Source organism: Burkholderia sp. HI2500, from assembly GCF_002223055.1.
GTDB lineage: Bacteria > Pseudomonadota > Gammaproteobacteria > Burkholderiales > Burkholderiaceae > Burkholderia.
Window position 1 is genome coordinate 995,055 of sequence record NZ_NKFL01000005.1, and the last position, 22,171, is coordinate 1,017,225.

The 22,171-nt window shown below is 67.2% G+C and carries 19 protein-coding genes; 10 read left to right on the forward strand and 9 right to left on the reverse strand.

Translation table 11 applies throughout. The features are described 5' to 3' along the window. The first annotated feature begins 18 nt into the window (after nt 1–18). The 4 genes from CFB45_RS17625 (at nt 19) to CFB45_RS17640 (ending at nt 5,498) form a co-directional block, all read left to right on the forward strand. Nucleotides 19–1,110, forward strand: a complete 1,092-nt coding sequence (locus tag CFB45_RS17625; RefSeq protein ID WP_089426675.1) for a putative 2-aminoethylphosphonate ABC transporter ATP-binding protein — start codon at nt 19–21, stop codon at nt 1,108–1,110. Continuing rightward, the gene (locus tag CFB45_RS17630; protein ID WP_089426609.1) at nt 1,107–2,834 is read left to right on the forward strand and encodes a putative 2-aminoethylphosphonate ABC transporter permease subunit; all 1,728 of its coding nucleotides are present in this window, start codon (nt 1,107–1,109) and stop codon (nt 2,832–2,834) included. Before CFB45_RS17625 ends, CFB45_RS17630 begins: the two co-directional genes overlap by 4 nt. A 48-nt stretch (nt 2,835–2,882) precedes the next feature. Further along, complete coding sequence (locus CFB45_RS17635; RefSeq protein WP_089426610.1) at nt 2,883–4,013, forward strand: 2-aminoethylphosphonate--pyruvate transaminase; 1,131 nt, start codon at nt 2,883–2,885, stop codon at nt 4,011–4,013. Nucleotides 4,014–4,109: 96 nt separating this feature from the next. Next, nucleotides 4,110–5,498: an FAD-dependent oxidoreductase gene (locus CFB45_RS17640; RefSeq protein WP_089426611.1), complete on the forward strand. Its 1,389-nt coding sequence runs from the start codon at nt 4,110–4,112 to the stop codon at nt 5,496–5,498. A gap of 118 nt (nt 5,499–5,616) precedes the next feature. On the opposite strand, the gene CFB45_RS17645 is transcribed toward CFB45_RS17640, so the two are convergent. Then, the gene (locus CFB45_RS17645) at nt 5,617–6,345 is read right to left on the reverse strand and encodes a phosphonate utilization associated transcriptional regulator (RefSeq protein WP_089426612.1); all 729 of its coding nucleotides are present in this window, start codon (nt 6,343–6,345) and stop codon (nt 5,617–5,619) included. Nucleotides 6,346–6,551: 206 nt separating this feature from the next. Then, on the reverse strand, nt 6,552–8,726 hold the full coding sequence (locus CFB45_RS17650) for a phosphocholine-specific phospholipase C (RefSeq protein WP_089426613.1): 2,175 nt from the start codon (nt 8,724–8,726) through the stop codon (nt 6,552–6,554). A gap of 228 nt (nt 8,727–8,954) precedes the next feature. On the opposite strand from CFB45_RS17650, the gene CFB45_RS17655 reads away from it, so the two are divergent. Beyond that, entirely contained in the window at nt 8,955–9,872 is a 918-nt protein-coding gene (locus CFB45_RS17655) for a LysR family transcriptional regulator (protein ID WP_089426614.1), read from the forward strand. A gap of 95 nt (nt 9,873–9,967) precedes the next feature. Here CFB45_RS17655 and CFB45_RS17660 read toward each other — a convergent pair whose 3' ends face one another. Beyond that, entirely contained in the window at nt 9,968–11,608 is a 1,641-nt protein-coding gene (locus CFB45_RS17660) for an L-lactate permease (RefSeq protein WP_089426615.1), read from the reverse strand. A 420-nt stretch (nt 11,609–12,028) separates the two neighbouring features. Between CFB45_RS17660 and CFB45_RS17670 the strand changes: the two genes are divergently transcribed. Continuing rightward, nucleotides 12,029–12,340: a DUF4148 domain-containing protein gene (locus CFB45_RS17670; RefSeq protein WP_089426676.1), complete on the forward strand. Its 312-nt coding sequence runs from the start codon at nt 12,029–12,031 to the stop codon at nt 12,338–12,340. A gap of 102 nt (nt 12,341–12,442) precedes the next feature. On the opposite strand, the gene gshA is transcribed toward CFB45_RS17670, so the two are convergent. From gshA to ada, 3 genes are all read right to left on the reverse strand, one after another. Further along, nucleotides 12,443–14,056, reverse strand: a complete 1,614-nt coding sequence (gene gshA / locus CFB45_RS17675; protein WP_179255072.1) for a glutamate--cysteine ligase — start codon at nt 14,054–14,056, stop codon at nt 12,443–12,445. A 588-nt stretch (nt 14,057–14,644) separates the two neighbouring features. Beyond that, on the reverse strand, nt 14,645–15,604 hold the full coding sequence (locus CFB45_RS17685; RefSeq protein WP_089426618.1) for a DNA-3-methyladenine glycosylase family protein: 960 nt from the start codon (nt 15,602–15,604) through the stop codon (nt 14,645–14,647). Next, nucleotides 15,601–16,692: a bifunctional DNA-binding transcriptional regulator/O6-methylguanine-DNA methyltransferase Ada gene (ada, locus tag CFB45_RS17690; RefSeq protein ID WP_089426619.1), complete on the reverse strand. Its 1,092-nt coding sequence runs from the start codon at nt 16,690–16,692 to the stop codon at nt 15,601–15,603. The genes CFB45_RS17685 and ada overlap by 4 nt, the downstream gene beginning before the upstream one ends. A gap of 433 nt (nt 16,693–17,125) precedes the next feature. Here ada and CFB45_RS17700 point away from each other — a divergent pair, with 433 nt between their 5' ends. Beyond that, nucleotides 17,126–17,539 carry a VOC family protein gene (locus tag CFB45_RS17700; RefSeq protein ID WP_011353604.1) on the forward strand — a complete coding sequence of 138 codons (414 nt, stop codon included), beginning with the start codon at nt 17,126–17,128 and terminating at the stop codon, nt 17,537–17,539. 21 nt (nt 17,540–17,560) lie between these two features. Here CFB45_RS17700 and CFB45_RS17705 read toward each other — a convergent pair whose 3' ends face one another. The 3 genes from CFB45_RS17705 to speG form a co-directional block, all read right to left on the reverse strand. Continuing rightward, entirely contained in the window at nt 17,561–18,115 is a 555-nt protein-coding gene (locus tag CFB45_RS17705) for a YaeQ family protein (RefSeq protein WP_039364653.1), read from the reverse strand. A gap of 189 nt (nt 18,116–18,304) precedes the next feature. After that, on the reverse strand, nt 18,305–18,652 hold the full coding sequence (gene sap1 / locus CFB45_RS17710; RefSeq protein WP_011353606.1) for a surface attachment protein Sap1: 348 nt from the start codon (nt 18,650–18,652) through the stop codon (nt 18,305–18,307). A gap of 487 nt (nt 18,653–19,139) precedes the next feature. Further along, on the reverse strand, nt 19,140–19,697 hold the full coding sequence (gene speG / locus CFB45_RS17715; protein WP_089426678.1) for a spermidine N1-acetyltransferase: 558 nt from the start codon (nt 19,695–19,697) through the stop codon (nt 19,140–19,142). Between the two features lie 444 nt (nt 19,698–20,141). Between speG and CFB45_RS17720 the strand changes: the two genes are divergently transcribed. The 3 genes from CFB45_RS17720 (at nt 20,142) to CFB45_RS39475 (ending at nt 22,143) form a co-directional block, all read left to right on the forward strand. Beyond that, nucleotides 20,142–20,390, forward strand: a complete 249-nt coding sequence (locus CFB45_RS17720; RefSeq protein WP_089426620.1) for a DUF2795 domain-containing protein — start codon at nt 20,142–20,144, stop codon at nt 20,388–20,390. Nucleotides 20,391–20,499: 109 nt separating this feature from the next. Next, entirely contained in the window at nt 20,500–21,858 is a 1,359-nt protein-coding gene (locus tag CFB45_RS17725; protein ID WP_089426621.1) for a GGDEF domain-containing protein, read from the forward strand. A gap of 162 nt (nt 21,859–22,020) precedes the next feature. After that, complete coding sequence (locus CFB45_RS39475) at nt 22,021–22,143, forward strand: hypothetical protein (RefSeq protein WP_256976788.1); 123 nt, start codon at nt 22,021–22,023, stop codon at nt 22,141–22,143. Nucleotides 22,144–22,171: the final 28 nt, after the last annotated feature.

A 22,171-nucleotide genomic window follows, 5' to 3' on the forward strand; every position in this document is an offset into this window, starting at 1 on the left:
CCCAGCATGGAGGCGCGCATGGCACCTTATCTGAGCGTAGAACGCATCGAGAAGCGGTACAACGACACGCAGGTCCTGACCGACATCAACCTGAGCGTGATGAAGGGCGAAATGATCTGCTTCCTGGGGCCGTCCGGCTGCGGCAAGACTACGCTGCTGCGGATCATCGCGGGGCTCGAGACGCAGAACGCCGGCCACATCATGCAGGACGGCCGCGACATCTCGCGGCTGCCGCCGCAACTGCGCGACTACGGGATCGTGTTCCAGTCGTACGCGCTGTTCCCCAACCTCACCGTGTACGACAACGTCGCGTACGGGCTCGTGAACCGCAAGATGAAGCGCGACGCGATCCACGAGCGCGTGCACACGCTGCTCGCGCTGGTCGGCCTGCCCGACAGCCATCGCAAGCATCCGGGCCAGCTGTCCGGCGGCCAGCAGCAGCGCATCGCACTGGCGCGCGCACTCGCCACCTCCCCTGGCCTGCTGCTGCTCGACGAGCCGCTGTCGGCGCTCGACGCGCGGGTGCGCGTGCGGCTGCGCCAGGAGATCCGCGCGCTGCAGCAGCGGCTCGGCGTGACGACGATCATGGTCACGCACGACCAGGAAGAAGCGCTGTCGATGGCCGATCGCATCGTCGTGATGAACCACGGCGTGATCGAGCAGATCGGCACGCCGCTCGAAATCTACCGGCAGCCCGCGTCGCCGTTCGTCGCGGACTTCATCGGCCGCGTCAACACGATTCCCGCCGAAGTCGCGCAGGACGGCTCGCTGCGCGCGGGCGCGGTCGGCCTCGACTGCCGCCATGGCACGGCACGGCCGGCGCAAGGCGCGGCGGTGTCGGTCTACGTGCGGCCTGAGGACCTGCGCATCCGCGTGCCGGGCGAGACGGCCGACAACGTGCTGGCCGGCCGCGTCGAGAAGCTCGAATTCCTCGGCGCGTTCTGCCGCGTGAGCTTCCGGATCGACGGGCTCGACGGCCAGGAGATCGTCGCCGACCTGTCGTATCACGACGTCGACCGCACCGGCGTGCAGGCCGGCGCGCGCATCGACCTCGCGCTCGATCGCGAGCATGTCCGCGTGTTCCCGAGCGCGAAGGAGCGACTGCAATGAGCACCGTCCTGACCGAGCGCCGCCGCGGCGCCTCCGCCCCCGCCGACGTGCGGCAGATCACGCACTGGCACGACCGCATCGCGCAGCTCGCGCTCGTCGCGATGGCCGCGCTGATGTCGATGTTCCTGCTGCTGCCGCTCGCGCTCGTCGTGCAGAAATGCTTCGTCGATGCGGACGGGCGCTTCGTCGGCGCGCACAACTTCGTCGAGTATCTCGAGGACAGCGGCGTGCTGCGCTCGATGCTGCATTCACTGACGGTCGGCGCGCTCGTCACGTCGATCGTCGTGCCGATGGCGTTCACGTTCGCTTACGCGCTGACGCGCTCGTGCATGCCGCTGAAGAACGCGGCGCGCACGATCGCGCTGCTGCCGCTGCTCGCGCCGACGTTGCTGTCCGCGGTGTCGTTCATCTACTGGTTCGGCAACGCGGGGCTGCTCAAGCCGCTGCTGCACGGCCATTCGATCTACGGGCTGCCGGGCATCGTGCTGAGCATGGTGTATGCGTCGTTCCCGCACGTGCTGATGATCCTCGTCACCGCGCTGTCGCTGGCCGACGGCCGGCTCTACGAGGCCGCCGACGCGATGGGCACGAGTCGCATCCGCAAGTTCTTCACGATCACGCTGCCCGGTGCGAAGTACGGCTTGATCAGCGCGACGATGGTGGCGTTCACGATGTGCATCAACGACTTCGGCGTGCCGGTGGTGATCGGCGGTTCGTACAACGTACTGTCGACCGACATCTACAAGCTGATCATCGGCCTGCAGGATTTCAACCGCAGCGCGGTCGTGAGCCTGATGCTGCTGTGTCCGGCCCTCGTCGCGTTCGGCGTCGACTTCTTCATCCGCCGCCGCCAGCAGTCGCAGCTCGGCGCACGCTCGACGCCGTACCAGCCGAAGCCGTCGCGCGGCTTCGACGCCGCGATGCTCGCGTACTGCGGCATCGTGTGCGCGTTCTTCATCGCGGTGGTCGGCATCTCGGTGTTCGCGTCGTTCGTGAAGTTCTGGCCGTACCAGATGCGCGTCGGGCTGCAGCACTACGAGATGGGGCTGATCGGCGCCGGCATCTTCGACGCGTACAAGAACAGCCTGCGGATGGCCGCGACCGTGGCGCTCGGCGGCACGATCGTCGTGTTCGGCGGCGCCTACCTGATCGAGAAGACCCGCGGCGCGCGCTGGCTGCGCGGCTTCATCGCGCTGTGCGCGATCCTGCCGATGGGCGTGCCGGGGCTCGTGCTCGGCATCAGCTACATCTTCCTGTTCAACGCGCCCGGCAATCCGCTGAACGGGCTGTACGGGTCGCTGTGGCTGCTCGCGATCGTCACGGTGGTGCACTACTACGCATCGAGCCACCTGACCGCCGTCACCGCGCTCCGGCAGATCGACAGCGAGTTCGAGGCCGTGTCCGCGTCGCTGAAGGTGCCGTTCTACAAGACCTTCCTGCGCGTGACCGTGCCGGTATGCCTGCCGGCGATCCTGCTGATCGCGCGCTATCTGTTCGTGAACGGGATGACGACGGTCTCGGCCGTCGCGTTCCTCTACTCGCCCGACACGCAGCCCGCCTCGGTCGCGATCCTGAACCTCGACGACGCGGGCCAGATGGGCCCGGCCGCCGCGATGGCCACGCTCGTGCTCGCGACGTCGTCGTTCGCGTGCGTGCTGTTCGCGTGCATCTCGCATCGACTGTTGCGCCGCACGCAGGCCTGGCGCAATCCGCATCGCCGTTGATTCTTTGACCGTATTCACGTGACGTCCCGACTTCATCAAGGAGACACCATGACGCTCGCCGCCCAGCCCATCCTGCTCACCCCTGGCCCCCTGACGACCTCCGACACCACGCGCGACGCGATGCTGCGCGACTGGGGGTCGTGGGACAGCGACTTCAACGCGATCACCGCGCGCTTGCGCGAACGCCTGCTGCAGATCGTGCACGGCGAAGGCACGCACGAATGCGTGCCGCTGCAAGGCAGCGGCACGTTCTCGGTCGAAGCGGCCCTCGGCACGCTCGTGCCGCGCGACGGCCACGTGCTCGTGCCGAACAACGGCGCGTACTGCCAGCGCATCGCAAAGATCTGCCGCGTGCTCGGCCGCCAGCTGACGACGATCGACTACAGCGAGGATCGCCGCGTCGATCCGGCCGACGTCGAGCGCGCGCTCGCCGCCGATCCGACCATCACGCACGTCGCGCTCGTGCACTGCGAAACGGGCGCCGGCGTGCTGAACCCGCTGCACGACATCGCGCAGGTCGTCGCGAAGCACGGCCGCGCGCTGATCGTCGACGCGATGAGCTCGTTCGGCGCGATCGACATCGATGCGCGCACGACGCCGTTCGACGCGGTGATCGCTGCATCCGGCAAATGCCTCGAAGGCGTGCCGGGGCTCGGCTTCGTGATCGCGAAGCGCAGCGCGCTCGAACGCTGCGAAGGCAACAGCCACTCGCTCGCGATGGACCTGTACGACCAGTGGGTCTACATGCAGCGCACGACGCAGTGGCGCTTCACGCCGCCGACGCACGTGGTCGCGGCACTCGACGCCGCCGTCGCGCAATACGTCGACGAAGGCGGGCTCGCGGCACGCGGCGGCCGCTACCAGCGCAACTATCGCGCGCTGATCGACGGGATGCTCGCGCTCGGCTTCCGGCCGTTCCTCGATCCGGCGATCCAGGCGCCGATCATCGTCACGTTCCATGCACCGGACGATCCGAACTACGACTTCAAGCGGTTCTATCAGGAGGTCAAGCAGCGCGGCTACATCCTGTATCCGGGCAAGCTGACCGAGGTCGAGACGTTCCGGGTCGGCTGCATTGGCCACTTCGGCGAAGCCGGCATCCCGGGCGCGGTCGCCGCGATCGCCGACACGTTGCGGGCAATGGGCGTGCGTCGCGTGTCGGCGGAAGCGGCCGCCTGACGTGACGTGATGTAACCCGCCGCATGCACGTTCGCATGCGGCGGCCGTCTTTTTTCGGGCCGTGCACGGCACGGCCCCTTTTCGACGAACCCTCCCATGCGACCCTTCTGGATCGAACAAGCGCTGTTCAACGACGGCGATCTCGCCCCCGCACTGCAAGGTGCGACGCAGGCCGACGTGTGCATCGTCGGCGGCGGCTTCACCGGGCTCTGGACCGCGATCCAGGCGAAGCAGCAGAACCCCGCGCTCGACATCGCGATCGTCGAGGCCGACCTGTGCGGCGCCGGTGCGAGCGGTCGCAACGGCGGCTGCCTGCTCACATGGTCCGCGAAATTCCTGACGCTGCGGCGGCTGTTCGGCGAAGCCGAGGCAATCCGGCTCGTGAAAGCATCCGAAGCGGCCGTGCAGCACATCGCCGATTTCTGCCGCGCGCACGACATCGATGCCGAGCTGCGGCTCGACGGCACGCTGTACACCGCGACGTCGCGTGCGCAGGTCGGCACGCTCGCGCCGGTGCTCGACGCGCTCGCCGCGTGCGGCATCCATAGCTACGAGCCGCTGCCGCCTGCCGAGGTCGCGCGCCGCTCGGGGTCCGCACGCAATCTCAACGGTGTCTACTCGCCGATCGCCGCGACGGTGCATCCCGGCAAGCTCGTGCGCGGGCTGCGGCGCGTGGCGCTCGCGATGGGCATCCGGATCTACGAACGTACGCCGATGCTCGACTTCACGCCCGGGCAGCCGGCCGTCGTGCGCACGCCGTCCGGCAGCGTGCGCGCGGGCAAGCTCGTGTTCGCGATCAACGCGTGGATGGCAAGCCGCTTCCCGCAGTTCGAGCGCACGATCGCGGTCGTGTCGAGCGACATGGTCATCACCGAGAAATGCCCCGAGCTGCTCGAGAAAACCGGGCTCGTGGACGGCGTGTCGGTGCTCGATTCGCGGATCTTCGTCTACTACTACCGCACCACCGCCGACGGGCGGCTGATGCTCGGCAAGGGCGGCAACACGTTCTCGTGGCGCAGCCGCATCGCGCCCGTGTTCGACCAGCGCTCGCCGTACGAGGCGCAACTCACGCAAAGCCTGCGCGAGTTCTTTCCGTCGCTCGCGGGCGTGCCGGTCACCGCGAGCTGGAACGGGCCGTCGGATCGCTCCGTCACCGGCTTCCCGTTCTTCGGCCGCCTCGACGACGCGCGGAACGTGTTCTACGGCTTCGGCTACTCGGGCAACGGCGTGGGGCCGACCTACATGGGCGGGCAGATCCTGTCGTCGCTGGTGCTCGGCCTCGACAACGCATGGACGCGCAGCCCGATCGTGCGCGGCCCGCTTGGCCATTTCCCGCCGGAGCCGATCCGCTATGTCGGTGCGCACGTCGTGCGCAATGCGATCCGCCGCAAGGAGCGCGCGGAGGACGAGAGCCGGCCGCCGGCAGTTGTCGACACGTGGCTCGCGAAATTCGCGAGCGCGGCCGGGAAGGCCGACAAGGCGTGACGATGCGTCGACCTGCGGGACCTGCATGACCTGAAGACGCAATGAAAAAAAGGGACGCGGCGAAGCGTCCCTTTGCGTTGTGCCGTGCGCGGCACCCCGCGCGGGCCTTGCCGGGCGCTTACGCGCGCACGGTCTTCTCCCGCGCCGCCTTCCCCGCCGCCGGCAGCCCCTGCTCGTGCGTGCGGCGCATACGTGCGAGGCCGTGCGTGACGTGCTCGCGCACGAGTGCCACCGCCTGCTCCTCGTCGCCACCCGCGAGCGCCTGCACGATCTTGTCGTGCTCGGCCGCGGACACGGCGATTGCATCCTCTTCGGCCTCGATTGCCGCCTGGCGCAGCAGGCCGAGCTGGCGCACGAGCCGGCGGTAGGTATCGGTGAGATGCGTATTGCCGACGCCGACGACCATCGCGTCGTGGAACTGCACGTTCAGCTCGGTATAGCGCGTGACGTCGTGCGTCTTCGCGGCGTCCTTCATCGACTGGATGATGCCCTTCAGCACCTTCAGCGTGTCGGGCGAGATGCGCTTTGCGAGCGCGCGCGCGACCGACTCGTCGAGCATCGCGCGCACTTCGTAGATCTCCTCGGCTTCGCGCAGCGGCACGACGCGCACCGTCACGCCGCGGTTCTTCTCGTTGCGCAGCAGGCCGGCCTGCTCGAGCGCGCGGAATGCTTCGCGCACGGGGCCGCGCGACACGTTCAGCTTGGTCGCGATCTCGACTTCGTTGAGCTTCTCGCCGGGCGCGTATTCGCCGGAGACGATCGCGCGCTCGAGCATGTCCTGGACGATCATCGCGAGCGACTGGCTTTGCAGGAGTTCGATGGCGCTGAGCGCGTTCGGGGCTGTCATGGTCGGGCAGGCAGCAAGGCTGCGGTAGAGAACGAGGGCGCCATATCGGCGAATGATCCTTGTATACCCTCGGCCCGTCACATTGTCAACAGTTTTCAGTTTCCAAAAGCCAATTCCGCGTGCCGGAATGCAACCGACGTGCAACCGGCAGGCCGCGGCCGCGCGGCGGGCTGACCTCACCCGCCTCGCGCGACGCGCGGCAGCCGTCAGGCCGTCGGGTGCTTCACCGGCCCCGGATCGCTTTGGCTCGGCCGCCCCGTCTCGACGTGGCCCGCGAAGCGGCGCATGACCTTGTCGTCGCCGCCGCGCAGCGTCGTCGCGGTGATCGTCAGATCGTACCAGCCGTGGCTGGACGACAGCTCGAAGTGATCCTCGATGCGCTCGCCCGGCTCCAGCGTGTAGGTCCGCGCATGCTTGTGGCTATACGCGTTGTCTACCGTCACGCGGCACGTCGCGCGCCCGCTGTTGCGCAGTTGCAGGTACACGTGGCGGTTGCGCACGTCGTAGCCGATCCGCGCTTCGGGGTTCGCGTGGCGGCCGTCCGCCGCGAGCCGCGTGTTGCCCTGGAACTCGCACAGATAGCCGTTCGGGCCATACGCCGCGAGATGGTAGTCGCCGCGCGCGGCCGACGTGTTCCACGTGTCGACGAAGCGGTCGTGCGCGGACACCGCATAGCGGCGCGGCGGCGTCGTCGGGTTGCGGCGGTCGTACACGTAGAACGCGGCGCCTGCGTCACCGGTGTTCGCGAAGTCGAGCGATACGCTGTCGTCGTGCCCGCTCACGCGGCTGTGCACGAACAGCTCGTACGGCAGCGCACGTGCCGGACGCGTGCCGGGCTCCTGCGTCGGCATCGACTGCTGCGCGGGCACCTGGTACGCCTGGCCGGCCGTCGCGATGTGCTGCGGCACCGTGAAGCTGACCGTGCGCGTGTCGGGGCGCGCGGAGAAGTCGAAGGCCGACGTCAGGTCGCCGCAGATCGACCGGCGCCATGCGCTGATGTTCGGCTCCTTCACGCCGAAACGCGCTTCGAGGAAACGCAGCACCGACGTATGGTCGAACGTCTCCGAGCACACCCAGCCGCCCTTCGTCCACGGCGAGATGATGATCAGCGGCACGCGCGGCCCGAGGCCGATCGGCTGGATGCCGCCCGGGTCGGCGCCCGGCACGAGCGGGCTCATTTCGCCCGGGTACTTGTTCAGGTCGAGCAGCTCGTCGCCGAGATTCGACAGCAGGTTCGACGACACGATGCCCTGGCCGCCCACGCCGCTCGTGACCGGCGGCACCGGCGGCACGACGTGGTCGAACAGCCCGTCGTTCTCGTCGTAGTTCAGGATGAACACCGTCTTCGCCCACACTTCCGGGTTCGACGTGAGCGCCTCGAGCACCATGTTGATGTAGAACGCGCCGTCGGTCGGCGACGCCTGCGGGTGCTCGCTGTACTTGTACGGCGACACGATCCACGACACCTGCGGCAGCCGGTTCGCCTGCACGTCGGCCTTCAGCTCGGCGAGCGTATGGTCCGACGCGCCCTTGTCGACCAGCGGGCCGCTCGCGCCTTCCTTCACCTGGAAGCGCTTGAAGAACATCAGCGAGTTGTCGGTGTAGTTGTCGGTCGGGTCGCCCGGGATGCCCGTGCCGCCCTGGTACACCTTCCAGCTGATCTTCGCGTTCTCGAGGCGTTCCGCGTAGGTCGTCCACGTGTAGCCGTTCACGTCGTCGCGCTCGCCGATGCCCGGGCCGTTCGGCGGGTTGCCGTAGATGTTGCGCGGGTCGACCGTGCCGGTCCACAGGTAGATGCGGTTCGGCGCCGTGTCGGCATGTGCGGAGCAGAAGTACGAATCGCAGATCGTGAACGCGTCGGCCAGTGCGTAGTGGTACGTGAGATCCTGGCGCTTCAGGTAGCCCATCGTCAGCACGTCCTGCTTCTGGTTCACCCACTGGTCCCACTGGCCGTTGTTCCAGGACAGGTGGCCGCTGCTCCAGCCGTGGTTGGTGCCCGGCTGGAATTCGGTCGTCTGCTTCGGATCGAGGTAGAACGGCAGCACGTACGGCGCCGACGGATCGAGGCCGCGCGAATGGTAGTTCTTCGTGAACACCGACGCCGGCGGCTGCTGCCACACCGGTGCACCGCTCGGCAGCAGGTGCGGGCGCGGGTCGTTGAAGCCGCGCACGCCGCGCAGCCCGCCGAAATAATGGTCGAACGAACGGTTTTCCTGCATGAAGATCACGACGTGTTCGACGTCGCGGATCGTGCCCGTGCGATAGGCGGCCGGCATCGCCAGCGCATTGCGGATCGCGGGCGGGAAGCCCGCGTAGGCGGCCATCGCGCCGGCCGACTGCGCGGCGAGGCGCAGGAAATCGCGTCGATTGTTCGAGGACATGAAGAGAACCCTGTTGTCGATAGGAGTGGGGCGCCGGTCGAGCGGGGCCGGCGGTGGTGTGTTGCCGTTATTACCCCGCATCGGCGTGTCCCGGCCGTGACCGGTTACCGCAGGTTTCTTTGGGTTACCCCCAGGAATTTTTTCGAAGCGGCGCACGACGCGCCTTTCATCCGGCCGACATACGCGTGCGCTACGCTGACGCGCGATACAGAGGGGAGAAGCCGAGTCGTGTTCGATCAGCTGAAGGCGTTCCACGCGACCGTCCGGCAGGGCAGCATCACGCGCGCCGCGCGCCACCTGGGCGTGAGCCAGCCGACGATCGCCGCGCAGATCCGGCAGGTCGAGCAGGTGTACGGCGTCGAGCTGTTCTACCGCAGCGGCCGCAAGCTCGAAGTCACCGAGACGGGCATCGAGCTGCTGCCGCTCGTCGAGAAGATGATCGCGCTCGAGGCGCAGGCCGACATCATGCTGCGCAACGTCGGCGGCCTGTTCGAAGGCCACCTGCGGATCGGCGCGACGGGGCCGTACTACATCATGGACGCGGTCGGCCGCTTCTCGAGCGCGCATCCGTCGATCGCGCTCACGTGCCGGATCGGCAACTCCGAGGAGATCCTGCAGGCGCTGCAGGAATTCCGCATCGATCTCGCCGTCTCGTCGCAGCGCAACGATGCCGACGGCCTCGAACGCAAGGTGATCTCGACCGACCCGCTCGTGCTCGTCGTGCATCGCAACCATCCGCTCGCGCGCTTCGACGCGATCGAGCCGGCGCAACTCGCCGACGTGCGGCTGCTGATTCGCGAGGAAGGCTCGGTCACGCGCCGCTGCACGGAGACGATTCTCGAGGCGGCCGGTGTCGCAGCCGTCTCGGTGGCCGAGATCGGCAGCCGTGAAGCAATTCGCGAAGCGATCCTGCACGGCGTGGGCGGCAGCCTGTTTCCGCTCGGCGAGGCCGAACGGCATCCGGATTTGCGCGTGATCGCGCTGCGCGGCGTCGACACGACGATCGACGAATACGTGTACTACCTGAAGGCGCGCCGCCAGAGCCCCGCGATCGACGCGTTCCTCGCCTGCATCCTGCCGGCCGGCAGCGGCACTGCCGGGACGGATGAAGCAGGACGAACGGCGCGGCGGGCGAACGCACGCTGAACTGCCGCGCGTTCGCCGGTTCCGCACGTGACTGGCGCTTTTCCCGCGCCTTCCCTCGCTTTTCCTCGTGCCTTCCTTCTGTCGTCGCGCTCACCTCACTTCGGCAGTGCCGGAATCATCCACGTCAGCACGTGCTGCTGCAGGAACACCAGCACACCGAGCAACAGCGTGAGAATCACGCTGTGCCAGAAGGTGCGCGCGAACACGACACCTTCCTGTCCTTTCAGGTCCGTCGTCGATACCCCCGTTGCGATGTTCTGCGGCGAGATCATCTTGCCCATCACGCCGCCCGACGAGTTGGTCGCGGCCATCAGCACCGGATCGAGGCCGAGCTGCCGCGCGGCGACGACCTGCAGGTTGCCGAACAGCGCATTGCCCGACGTGTCGCTGCCGGACAGGAACACCGCAATCCAGCCGAGCGACGCGGACACCAGCGGGAACAGCGCACCGGTCGACGCGACGCCGGTGCCGAGCGTGTAGCTGATCCCCGAGTAGTTCAGCAGGTACGCGAGCCCGACGATCATCATCACCGTGACGATCGCGATCCACGTTTGCCGCCAGGTCTTGACCACGCAATCGAAGAAATCGCCCACGCCGGTGCGTGTCAGCGCGGCCGTGATGATCGCCGAGAGCAGGATCGCGGTGCCCGTGCCGAGCGGCTGGAAGTCCCAGATCGCCGCATACGGCTTGTGATACAGCGACACGAACACCGCGTTGTGCAGGCCCGGCCACTTGATCTTCACGTCGCCGATTGCCGCGATGTTCGCGTGCACCCATACGATCACGACCACCGACACGACGAGCCACGGCAACCAGCCGCCGAAGCCCGCGCGCGCGGCGCCGGCCGTCGCCGGCACGCTGCGCGCGAGCGCGTATTGCGGATCGGGCTGCGGCTTCCACACCTGCAGGAAACCGATCGTGACGATCAGCGACGTGAGCGACGACAGCGCGTCGGTGAGCTGGTAGCCGAGGAAGTTCGACGTGACGAACTGCGCGATCGCGAAGCTGCCGCCCGACACGAGCAGCGCGGGCCACAGCTTCGAGATCGAGCGCAGCCCGCCGTACGCGCCGACCACGTAGAACGGCAGCAGCAGCGCGAAGAACGGCAGCTGGCGGCCGACCATCTGCGCGAGGGTCGCGGGCGGCAGCGACGTGACCGCGCCGAGCACGGTGATCGGCACGCCGAGTGCGCCGAACGCAACCGGCGCCGTGTTGAACAGCAGCGTGTAGGTGAGCGCTTCGAGCGCGGGGAAGCCGAGCGCGATCAAGAGGGCGCTCGTGATCGCGACCGGCGTGCCGAACCCCGAGATCCCTTCGAGCAGGCAGCCGAACGAGAACGCGACGACGAGCAGCACGAGGCGGCGGTCGTCGGGCAGGTTGTCGAGCATCCACTGCCGGAACTGGTCGAAGCGGCCCGACTTCACCGCGATGTTATACAGCAGCAGCGCGTTGAAGACGATCCACATCACCGGCACGACCGCGAGCGCCATGCCCGCGCCGACCGCGTTGAACGCGAGCCCCGCCGGCATGCCCCATGCGCCGATCGCGACCGCGAGGCCCGCGACGAGCCCGGCGAGCGACGCCTGCCAAGCGGGGCGGCGCAGCACGCCGAGCGCGATCAGCGCGACCGCGATCGGGATCGCGGCGACGAGGAAGGACAGCAGCAGCGAGTGGGCGACCGGCGTCAACGGCTGTGCGAAGACGATGCCGGGCGGTAGGGCGTCGGTGGGGTTCATCGTGTCTCCAGAGTCGACCCGAGCTCGCAACGGGATGCCCCGGGTTCGGTACAAGGCGATGTCCTGCGGTCACGACAACAATCAGGCGCTTGCGCACGCAACGACGTTGCACGGCCAACCGATCAGTCGCTTAAAAGAGGTTAGGAGGCGCGCGGCGCTTGTACAAGGAGGACAAGCCCGATCCGTGCCGACCCGATATGGGCCAGCCGCCGCATGCTGACCGGCAGCGGGCAACCCGCTGTCGTATTCGACAGAAAGCCCGCCGCGAGCGGCTCCCCCGCGCAATGTTGCACATGCGGCAAAGGTGCCTGACGACGCGCGGGATGTTTCGTTTGGCGTCCGAAGCCTAGACTGGTCGCATCGATTCCGCCCGCGCCGGCCACGGCAGGCACGGCGCCGGAACCTCACGGAGTGAACACGATGAAGACGATGAAACGGGCGGCATGCGCCTGGGTGCTGATCGGCGCGGCCTTCGCCGCTCACGCGCAGGCCGCGTCGACGCTGACGCGTGCCCAGGTCCGCCAGGAACTCGTGGAGTTGCAGGCCGCCGGCTACCGGACGAGCCTCGCGAGCAGTCCCGACTTTCCCGACCACATGCAGGCGATCATGCGCCGTGCCGCACAGGCACGCGGCGAGGACCCCGGCTACGGCAGCGAAGGCGGGGCAAACGTGGAATCGGGCAAACCGGCGCTGCCGCACGCGATCGACCGCGGCACCTACGCGCATCACTGACGGCAGATTCAACCGGACCGCGCGCACAACGGTGCGCCGTGACCAGCGACGGAGAGACGCATCGCGCACCGCGCCGACCGACGCGATGCACGTGCGCAGACATCACACGCTGAAGCGGTTCAGCGTATAAGCGCGATAGGCGGCGACGAACGCGTCGAACGATCCGGCCTCCTTCGCTTCGAGCTCGGCCTGCTCGGCCAGCGATTTCGCGGCGAGCGCCTGCTCGGTGCGCAGCGTCTCCGCCGACGGCGGACGCGCACGGAAATACGCGGCATGCGTTTCGCTCTGCGCCAGCGCAAACCCGAGGAACGACTGGCCACGCTCGCGCATCGTGCGCAGCACGCGCGCGGACGGCGTGCGCTCCGGATCGGCGAGCTTCTCACGTTGTGCAGCGATTGCGCGCACATGCTCGTCGCCGCCGCGGATCTCGTCGAGACGACGGCCGACGGTTTCGATATCGGCCATCAGGTCGTCCGCCCATGACTGCAGCGTGACCGGCTGGCCGTCGCGCTGCAGCGTGAGCCCCGGCTTGCGCCCTTCCATCGTCACGCTGCCGAAGTTCGCGTTCGCTTCCTTGTACGCGGGGCAGTCGAGCGCCGGGCTCTCGTCGAGCGCACATGCGAGCAGGAACGCATCGATGAAGCGCGCGGTTTCCAGTGCGATGCCGGTCGGCTCAAACGGATCGATGTCGAGACAGCGCACCTCGATGTACTGCACGCCGCGCGACGCGAGCGCATGCAGCGGCCGCTCGCCCGAATACGTGACGCGCTTCGGCCGGATCGTCGAGTAGAACTCGTTCTCGATCTGCAGCACGTTCGTGTTGATCTGGATCCACTCGCCGTCGCGATGCGTGCCGATCGCCTCATACGCCGGATACGGCTCGCTCACGGCCTTCGACAGCGCGTCGAGATAGCCGGGCAGCGTGTTGTAGTCGACGTGCAGCGCGGCCTGGGCAGTCGTGTTCGAGTAGCCGAGATCGCTCATCCGCAGGCTCGTTGCATACGGCAGGTACAGCGTATCGGCATCGAACGTGTCGAGCTTGTGCGGCTTGCCGCGCAGGAACTTCGTGTCGAGCGCGGGCGACGCGCCGAACAGGTACATCAACAGCCAGCTGCGGCGGCGGAAGTTGCGGATCTGCGCGAGATAGCGCTCCGACTGGTAATCGACGAGCGTGGCCGTCGAGCCCTCTTCCGCGTGCAGGCGCCGCCACACTTCCTCGTGCAGCGAGTAGTTGTAGTGGATGCCGGCGATGCACTGCATCGTGCGGCCGTAGCGATACGCGAGACCGCGCCGGTACACCGTCTTCAGACGGCCGATGTTCGACGTGCCGTAGTTAGCGATCGGGATCTGGTCATCGGCCGGCAGCAGGCCGGGCATCGAGTCGTTCCACAGCATCTCGTCGCCGAGCGACGCATAGACGTAGCGATGCAGATCGTCGAGACGCTCGAGCGTGATCGCGGCGTCGCCTTCCGCGGGCGTGATCAGCTCGATCAGCGCCTCGGAATAGTCGGTCGTCAGCGCCGGATGCGTGAGCGCCGAACCGAGCGCGCGCGGATGCGGCGTGAACGCGATCATCCCGTCGCGCGTCACGCGCAGGCTTTCCTTTTCGATGCCGCGCAGGCCGTCGGGCAGATGCTGCCGCGTCGGGCCCGAGCTCAGCGCGTCGAGGCGATTCAGCAGCAGTTCGGACTGGCGGTGAGTCATGGTGTTCGACATGGAGACGCAAGTGCGTGACGGCCGCGCGCAGAACGCCGCGCGCGGCCGGCTGGATTGTTGGTCGCTTCGTTGGTAGCGGGCACTTTAACATCTCGCCGAAACACGCGCTTGAGGTGGCGCGGGGCACGGTGTGCGGGCCGGAGCGGGCCGCCGGGCGGGCCGGTCACGGCGGTCGCCGCATCTGCGACCGGTTCCATGCGGCGGCAACGGGCACGCCGGTTATGCGAATTCGTCGGACGGAACGTGATGCGCGAACGGGTGGCGGCAGGTGCAACCCTGCCGCTGAACCGATCGCGGAAAGCGGGGTGAGTGGGCATCGCGCGTACGGCATCCGGCCGACGACGGATGCGCTGAATTGCCGTGACGGCCGGTGCGGTGTCCGGTGTCCGGTGTCCGGTGTCCGGTGTCCGGTGTCCGGTGTCCGGTGTCCGGTGTCCGGTGTCCGGTGTCCGGTGTCCGGTGTCCGGTGTCCGGTGTCCGGTGTCCGGTGTCCGGTGTCCGGCGGTCAGCCTACGCAGGTCGGCATGACCTGCGCAACGGGTTGCATCGCGGCCTCGCCAGGTCGCACCCGGCCGCAGGCCACAGCGATCACCCGCCGCGCGCGCCGCCCGCCCGGTCGGCCACCTCATTCCACAAATGCAGCGCCGCGTACGCGCGCCAGGGCCGCCAGCCTTCGGTGCGGTGCTTCTGGGTCGCGAGCCGGTCGAGCGCCGGATCGCGCGCCGCGATCGACTGCATCAGCACGAGATCAGAGGCCGGCCACGCGTCCGGATCGCGCCATGCGCGCATCGCGATGTATTCGACGGTCCACGGGCCGATGCCGGGCAGATCGAGCCACGCACTGCGCAGCGTCGCGAGATCGGCGTGCTCGCGATCGACCGGCACGTCGCCGGCCGCCACCGCGCGCGCCACGCCCGTCAGTGCCGCCACCCGCTTGCCGGGCATCCCGATCTTGTCGAGATCGCACGCGGCCAGCGCATCGGGCGTCGGGAAACGCCACGCGGGCATGCCGTCGTCCTCCTGAACCACTCGTTCGCCGGCCCGTTCGACGAGCCGGCCGACGATCGTCGTCGCGGCCTTCACGCTCACCTGCTGGCCGACGATCGCGCGCACGGCCAGCTCGAACCCCGACCATGCGCCCGGCACACGCAGCCCCGGCGCGGCCTCGACGAGCGGTGCAAACCACGGATCGCGCGCGAGCCCGTTGCCGATGGCGGCCGGATCGGCGCCGAGATCGAACATCGTCGCGACGCGCATGGCGAATGCATCATCGACATGGCGCGCGACCGCGCCTTCGACCGTCGCGACCAGGCAGTGCTTGCGCGGATGTTTCGCGACCGTGAGCCGGCCGGCATCGCCGTGCAGGTCGACGATGCGGCGATACACACCGCCCGCCACCTGCTCGACACCCGGAATCGCGCGCCCGCTGAAGAAGCGCAGCACGCGCGCCCAGTCGTAAGGCGCATTGAAGCGCAGTTCCATTTGCGCGGACGGCGGCACATGGCCGCCGTTCACGATGGAGGTGATGGTTGTTTTTGCGATGCTCAAACTGCGCTGCCCTCCACAACGGATTCGGTTTGATCGTCGTGCACATGACGCGCTTCGGATGCGAGCAGCGTCGCCTTGCGGCGCACGCCCCAACGATACCCGGAAAGCGCGCCGCCCTTCTGTACGACGCGGTGGCACGGGATCGCGAGCGCGACCGGGTTCGATGCGCACGCGGATGCAACAGCGCGCACCGCGCGCGGCGCACCGAGCGCCTCGGCGATCTCCGAGTAGCTGCGCGTTTCGCCGTACGGAATATGCGTCAGCGCCTCCCACACGCGCTGCTGGAATGCGGTCGGCGCGATGTCGAGCGGCAGGTCGAACGCGTGCCGTGTGCCATCCAGATACGCGCGGATCTGCGTGACGAACGGCGCGAGCCGTGCCGACGCTTCGACCAGCTCGGCACGCGCGAACGCATCCTTCAACTCGCCGACGAGCGCGGCCGGCTCGTCGCCGAACGCGATCCGGCAGATGCCCTGCTCGGTCGCGGCGACGAGCACGGTGCCGAGTGACGTCGATGCGGTCGCATAGTCGATCCGCAACCCCGCGCCCTGCCGGCGAAACGCCGACGGCGCCATCCCGAGCTCGCGCGGCACCGACGCATAAAGCCGCGACGGGGAGTTGAAGCCCGCGTCGACGGCCGCCTGCGTGACCGGCTGCCCGCTTTGCAGCGCCTGCCGCAGCGCCGCGCCGCGCTGCGCGGCCTGGTACTGCCGCGGCGACACGCCGACCACGCGCTTGAAGAGCCGCTGAAGGTGAAACGGGCTCACGTGCACGGCATCGCTCAGTTGCTGCAGCGTGAGCCGTTCGGCCTGCGCGTCGAGCACCGCGCACGCGCGGTTGACGATCTCGAGCTCGCGCGGCAGCCCTTCCGGCTGGCAGCGCTTGCAGGGCCGAAAGCCGGCCGCACGCGCGGCGGCCGTATCGGCGAAGAAGGACACATTTTCGCGACGCGGCAGCCGCGACGCGCAGGTCGGGCGGCAGAACACGCCGGTCGTGCTCACGGCGTAGAAGAAGGCGCCGTCCGCATGCGGATCGCGCTCGGTGACGGCGCCCCAGCGGGCATCATCGGTCGGATAGGCGGTTTTCATCTGAACCTCGCACTCTCTAGTGTAGATGGTGCCTACTCTAGACATCGGCACGTGCCGTCGCGCCCTGAATCTTGCTCTGTGATTCGCCCCGGATAATCGGGGGGCGCATCATCTGAAAATAAATCCGACAAAACGCGCGCGCCGGCTGTTCCGGCGCGGTTTTCGTCATTGTCCCGTCACCATTTTGCTGCAGTGCGGATGCGACAAATCGCCGTCCTGACGTTTTTTTGCATTCGGAATATTGCGTCGCACCATCGCCGTGTGTATAGTTGGAACTGTCTCCTCCATGTCTCCTCCTGATATGGATTAAGCCCGTTCCGCTCTGCGTGAACGGGCTTTTTTTCGTCCGTCGATTGTGCCGCGTTCCGGCCGGCGGCGCAGGCGCGATGCGTCTACACTCGATGCTCGTGGACTGCGAAGGAGAGCCTTGCCCATGAAACCGACCATCCGCGCGATCGATCACATCGTGCTGCGCGTGACCGACATGGCCGCGATGACGCGCTTTTACTGCGACGCCGTCGGCTGCCATGTGGAGAAGGAACAGCCCGATCTGGGCCTCGTGCAACTGCGCGCCGGCGACGCGCTGATCGACCTGCTGTCGGTCGGCGGCCCGATCGACCGTCCCGACAGCGGCCCGCCCGGCACGGGACGCAATCTCGATCACCTGTGCCTGCGCGTCGAGCCGTTCGATCCCGACGCGTTGACCGCCCATTTCGCCGCACATGGCGCACGGCCGGGCGCGCCTGCGGAACGCTACGGCGCCGGCGGCTACGGGCCGTCGATCTACCTGTTCGACCCTGAAGGCAACATGCTCGAGTTCAAGGGGCCGCCGGCCGCGATCGGCTGAACGCGGCCGGCACGCGGGCCGTCACGCGTCCGCGCGCGCCTTCAGCACCGTCCACTCGACCGCCACCGGATCGTGGTCGGCGCTCGAGATCCACGCGGCGCCGTCCTGCACCGTGCATTGCAGGCGCATCGTGCGCTCCGCGAGTTTCCCGAGCGCGGCCGCGACACCGTCGTTCAGCGACAGCACCTGCACGTTGCGCAGCCGCTCGACCTTGCTGCGCACGCCCTGCCACCAGATATCCGACGTCTTGCCGCCGTATGCGATCACCGTGACCTGCCCGGCGCGGCCGGCCGCCTTCGAGATGCGCCGCTCGTCGGGCTGGCCGGCTTCGATCCAGACGTCGATCGCGCCGGTCAGGTCCTTCTGCCACAGATCGGGCTCGTCGACGTCCGACAGCCCCTTGCAGAATTCGAGCCGCTCGTGCGCGAACAGCGCGAACGCGACGATGCGCACCATCATCCGGTCGTCGGTTTCGGACGGATGGCGCGCCACCGTCAGCGCGTGATCGGCGTAGTAATGCCGATCCATGTCGGCGATTTGCAGTTCGGCTTTGTAGATCGTGGATTTCAGCGCCATGCGGAGTCGGCCCGGGCGGGCATTCGGTTCGGTCGGGCCGTGATGATACCGAATGCGGGCCGTGCGGCGCGTGTCATGCGCCACCCACAGCGCAACGGCCCGGCGTGGGCCGGGCCGTGTTCGGTTCGCGCCGCCGGCTCATCGGGCCGGCGCGCTCGCGCGTCGTGTGACGGCGCGGTGAATGGACGGTTACTGCTTGACGAAGCGCGAATCGGTCCAGAGACCCTGCTGGTCGCTGTTGTCGGCGCTGACGAACTGCACGTCGCCCTGGTCGACCGACACCACGCGGAAGCGCTGGCCTTCCGGCACCGACAGGCACCGGTAATCGTCGAAGTATTGCTGCTTCGCCTGCGACTTGCCGTCACGTTCGTGACTCAGTACGGAGTCCAGATTGTCTTTCGACAGGCAGCCCCATGCGTTCTTCGTCAACTGGATTTCCTGCTTCGGCTTGACGGCCGAATCGCCGCCGGCTTGGGCAATCGACACCGCGCAAAATGCGCCGACGAGGGCAAAAAGGATACCGGTACGTTTCATCATGTTCTGTCTCCAGGCTTGCGGGCACCAGGCTTGGGTTAGCTATGTGTTTAAAGGTGATCGTGAACCCGCGTTTTTCACTTTAGAAGACCGGCAAGCGATAGCAAGCACATTTGTTGTGCGACCGCAATAGCGGCGGATTGTCGCACCCCGTGCGCAGCCCGTTTTTCTCACCCCGCGCAGACATGCCGACGCGCACTGCCCGACGCACAGGCTCGCGCCGCCGGGCGGAAAGCATTACTCAGCAAGACTTTCATCAAAGTTACAATGCGGCGATTGAACGGTTTGGATAATCCATTTCGCTATCCGGATCATTTTGATGCGCTGCACATAAAGTCATCCGAAACGATTCGACTTTACCGCAACGCGGAATCGCATTTACCTGATACAAGAAAAATGCCAGGTATAAGCGCATCCGTATTTATCCGTACTTCGCCGCATGGTTTCAGCGCCCGCGAAAGCCCGCCGCAAGCGCCTTTCGCCAGCGTGTTTACCCTGCCTTATTCTGGGTAGCTTGCTGGCGTTCGAAATAATCGCGCTGAAAAATGCACATGCGATAAGCGTTGTGATACGCGCCGTTTCCGAAAAATTCTTCCTTCAATTCGGCCTCGTGCTGGAATCCGCATTTCTCGTACACGTGAATCGCCGCCGCATTCGACGTATCGACGATCAGGTACAGCTTGCGCATGTTCAGCACCTTGAACGCATATTCGATCGCAAGACGCGTCGCCTGGCCCGCATAGCCGCGCCCCTGGCGTTGCGGCGCGATGATGATCTGGAACTCGCCGCGTCGATGGATGTAGTCGAGCTCGATCAGCTCGACGAGGCCGACCAGTTCGTCTTGCGCATCGACCGCGACGAAACGGCGCTCGCGCTGGTCGTGCACGTGGCGGTCGTACAGTTGTGACAGTTCCGAGAAGGTTTCGTACGGCTCCTCGAACCAGTAGCGCATGATCTTGGCGTCGTTGTTCAGCTCGTGGACGAAGCGCAGGTCCTGGCGCTCAAGCGGCCGCAATGCGAGCGTGTTGGTATCGTTCTGGAGTTGCATGTTCATGTCCTTTTTGATGCCGGCGCACGTGCGGCAAGGCCGCATCCGGGCCTGTTTCGCACTGTAAGAAGTTGAACGCGGGCGAAGTTCAGAGCCTAGAATGGGAGCAAGGGTTCCTGCCACCGCAAGGAGGCTATCGTGTTCGAGCAAGTCATACTCGGAATATTCCTCGTGCTGCCGCTCGTGATCGTCGCGGCGCTGTTTTCCGACGAACTTTGGCAGGAACATCGGCGCCAGCATCCGCGCGACGAAAACGCACCGCACATCGACTGGAAGCATCCGTGGCGCCGCGTGCGACGCGGGCATTGAGTCGATTGCCGTTCATCCGCGAGGCGTGCCGGCCCGGCCGCCCTGGCATGTGAACGCGTGACGTGCCCTGTTAAGCCCCCGAATTTCGCCTCGATCCGATTCCCACTTGATCCGCTCACCCCGCGAGACGCCGCCGTGAACGACCTGCCCGCCCAACCTCCGCACGACATTCCCAGCGAAACGATCGACCTGCAGATCGCCGACGTGCTGGCGGCCGTCCGCTACCCGGCCAACAAGGATGCGATCGTCGATGCCGCGCGCGACGCCGGCGCCAGCAACGAGGTGCTGTCGATGCTCGACGGCCTGCCCGAACAGGACTACGCGGACGTCAACGCCGTCACCCAGTGGGTCGCCGGTAACTTCGGTCCCGGCCTCGGGGTTTGAGCGCGCACCCATAACGCGATAGGATCAGGCCGCACCGGTCGCGCAGCGGCCGGTTGCCTGTCGCCCGGCGCAAGACCGGGTGTTTCCGCCTACGTGCCCGGGGAATTCCATGGAAGGCATCCTGATCCAGCACACGACACGCCGTCAGCTCTGGTTCGGCGCCCTGACGGCGCTCGTCATCGTGCTCGCGCTCGGGATCGCCGCGCCGCACGCGAACGTCGAGCTGCCGGCCGTCGAGCCGTTCATGCCGATGTGTGCGCTCACCGTGTTCACCACCGCGAGCATCGCGGCGTTCTTTCTCGGCGCGCAGTTCACCGTGACGCGCCAGCCGGTGCTCGGCGCGCTCGGCGGCGCCTACGCGTTCACCGCACTCGCCGTCGCATTGCAGCTGCTCACCTTTCCCGGCGTGTTCGCGCCGCACGGGCTGTTCGGCGCGCAACCGCAAAGCGCCGCGTGGATGTGGATCTTCTGGCATGCCGGCTTCCCCGGTTTCGTGATGGTCGCGCTGCTCGCGCGCGAGCGGCTGGCACGCGCCCCGATCGGCGCGCAGCAGACACGCAGGTGGACGGTCGCGCTGATCGGCGGACCGGCGGTCGTCGCCGGGCTGCTGTGCCTGTTTGCGCTGAACGTGTCGCTGCCGCCCGCGTTTCATCCGCCGGGCGACGCGGCCGTGCTGCCCGTCAACGCCGTCGCGCTGATCGTGTGGCTGCTCAATGCGCTGGCGCTCGTGGCCGTGCTGGCCACCGGCCGGCTGCGTACGACGCTCGACCTGTGGCTCGCGATCGCGGTACTCGCGTGCCTCACCGACACGACGCTGAACCTGATGAGCACCCATCGCTTCACGGTCGGCTGGTATCTCGCACGCGTGTTCAGCATGTTCACGCCCGGCGTGCTCGTGTGCGTGCTCGCGTGGGAAGTGACGATGCTGTACCAGCGGCTGTTCGAGGCGCACGCGACGCTGATCCGTTCGTCCGCACGCGACGGCCTGACGGGCGCATTCAACCGCATGCACTTCAACGATCATTTCCACACGCTGTTCCTGCAGGCGCGACGGCAAGGCGAACCGCTGTCGCTGCTGATGGTCGACGTCGATCGCTTCAAGGCGTACAACGACGCGTTCGGCCACGTGAAGGGCGACGCGTGCCTGATCGCGGTCGCGAATGCGCTCGCCGGCGCGGTGCGGCGGCCGGCGGACATGGTCGCGCGTTACGGCGGCGAGGAGTTCGCGATCGTGCTGCCGAACACGGGGGCGCGTGGGGCGCGGCTGGTCGCCGAGGAAGCGCGCGAAGCGGTGCTGCGGCTCGATCTCGCGATGCCGACCGCACCCGCCGGACGCGTGAGCGTGAGTGTCGGCTGCGCGACCGTGTCGCCCGACGATCTGTCGACGCCCGACGCGTTGATCGAAGCCGCCGATGCCGCGCTGTATCGTGCGAAGGATACGGGGCGAAACAGGGTCGTCACCGCCTGAAAACGTCTGCTGTTTCAGGGATTCTTCGGGGATTTGTTACGGTCATTGTGACCGGAATAATCCGCCGTTACGGATTGCGAAGCAGGGAAACGATCGCTTACAGCCGGTGTTGCGGGCGCTCGCTATGCTGGGTTTCATATTGAACCCATGCAGGTGAACGCGATGAAGAAGACCCTTTTGCTGATTGCCGGTGTCGCCGTGCTGTTGAGCGGCTGTATCGTGGTGCCGGATGGTGGCGGGTATTACGGCGACGGGTATTACCACCATCATCGTCATTGGGATTGATGTGGGCGAAGGTCCGGATGGGGCGAGC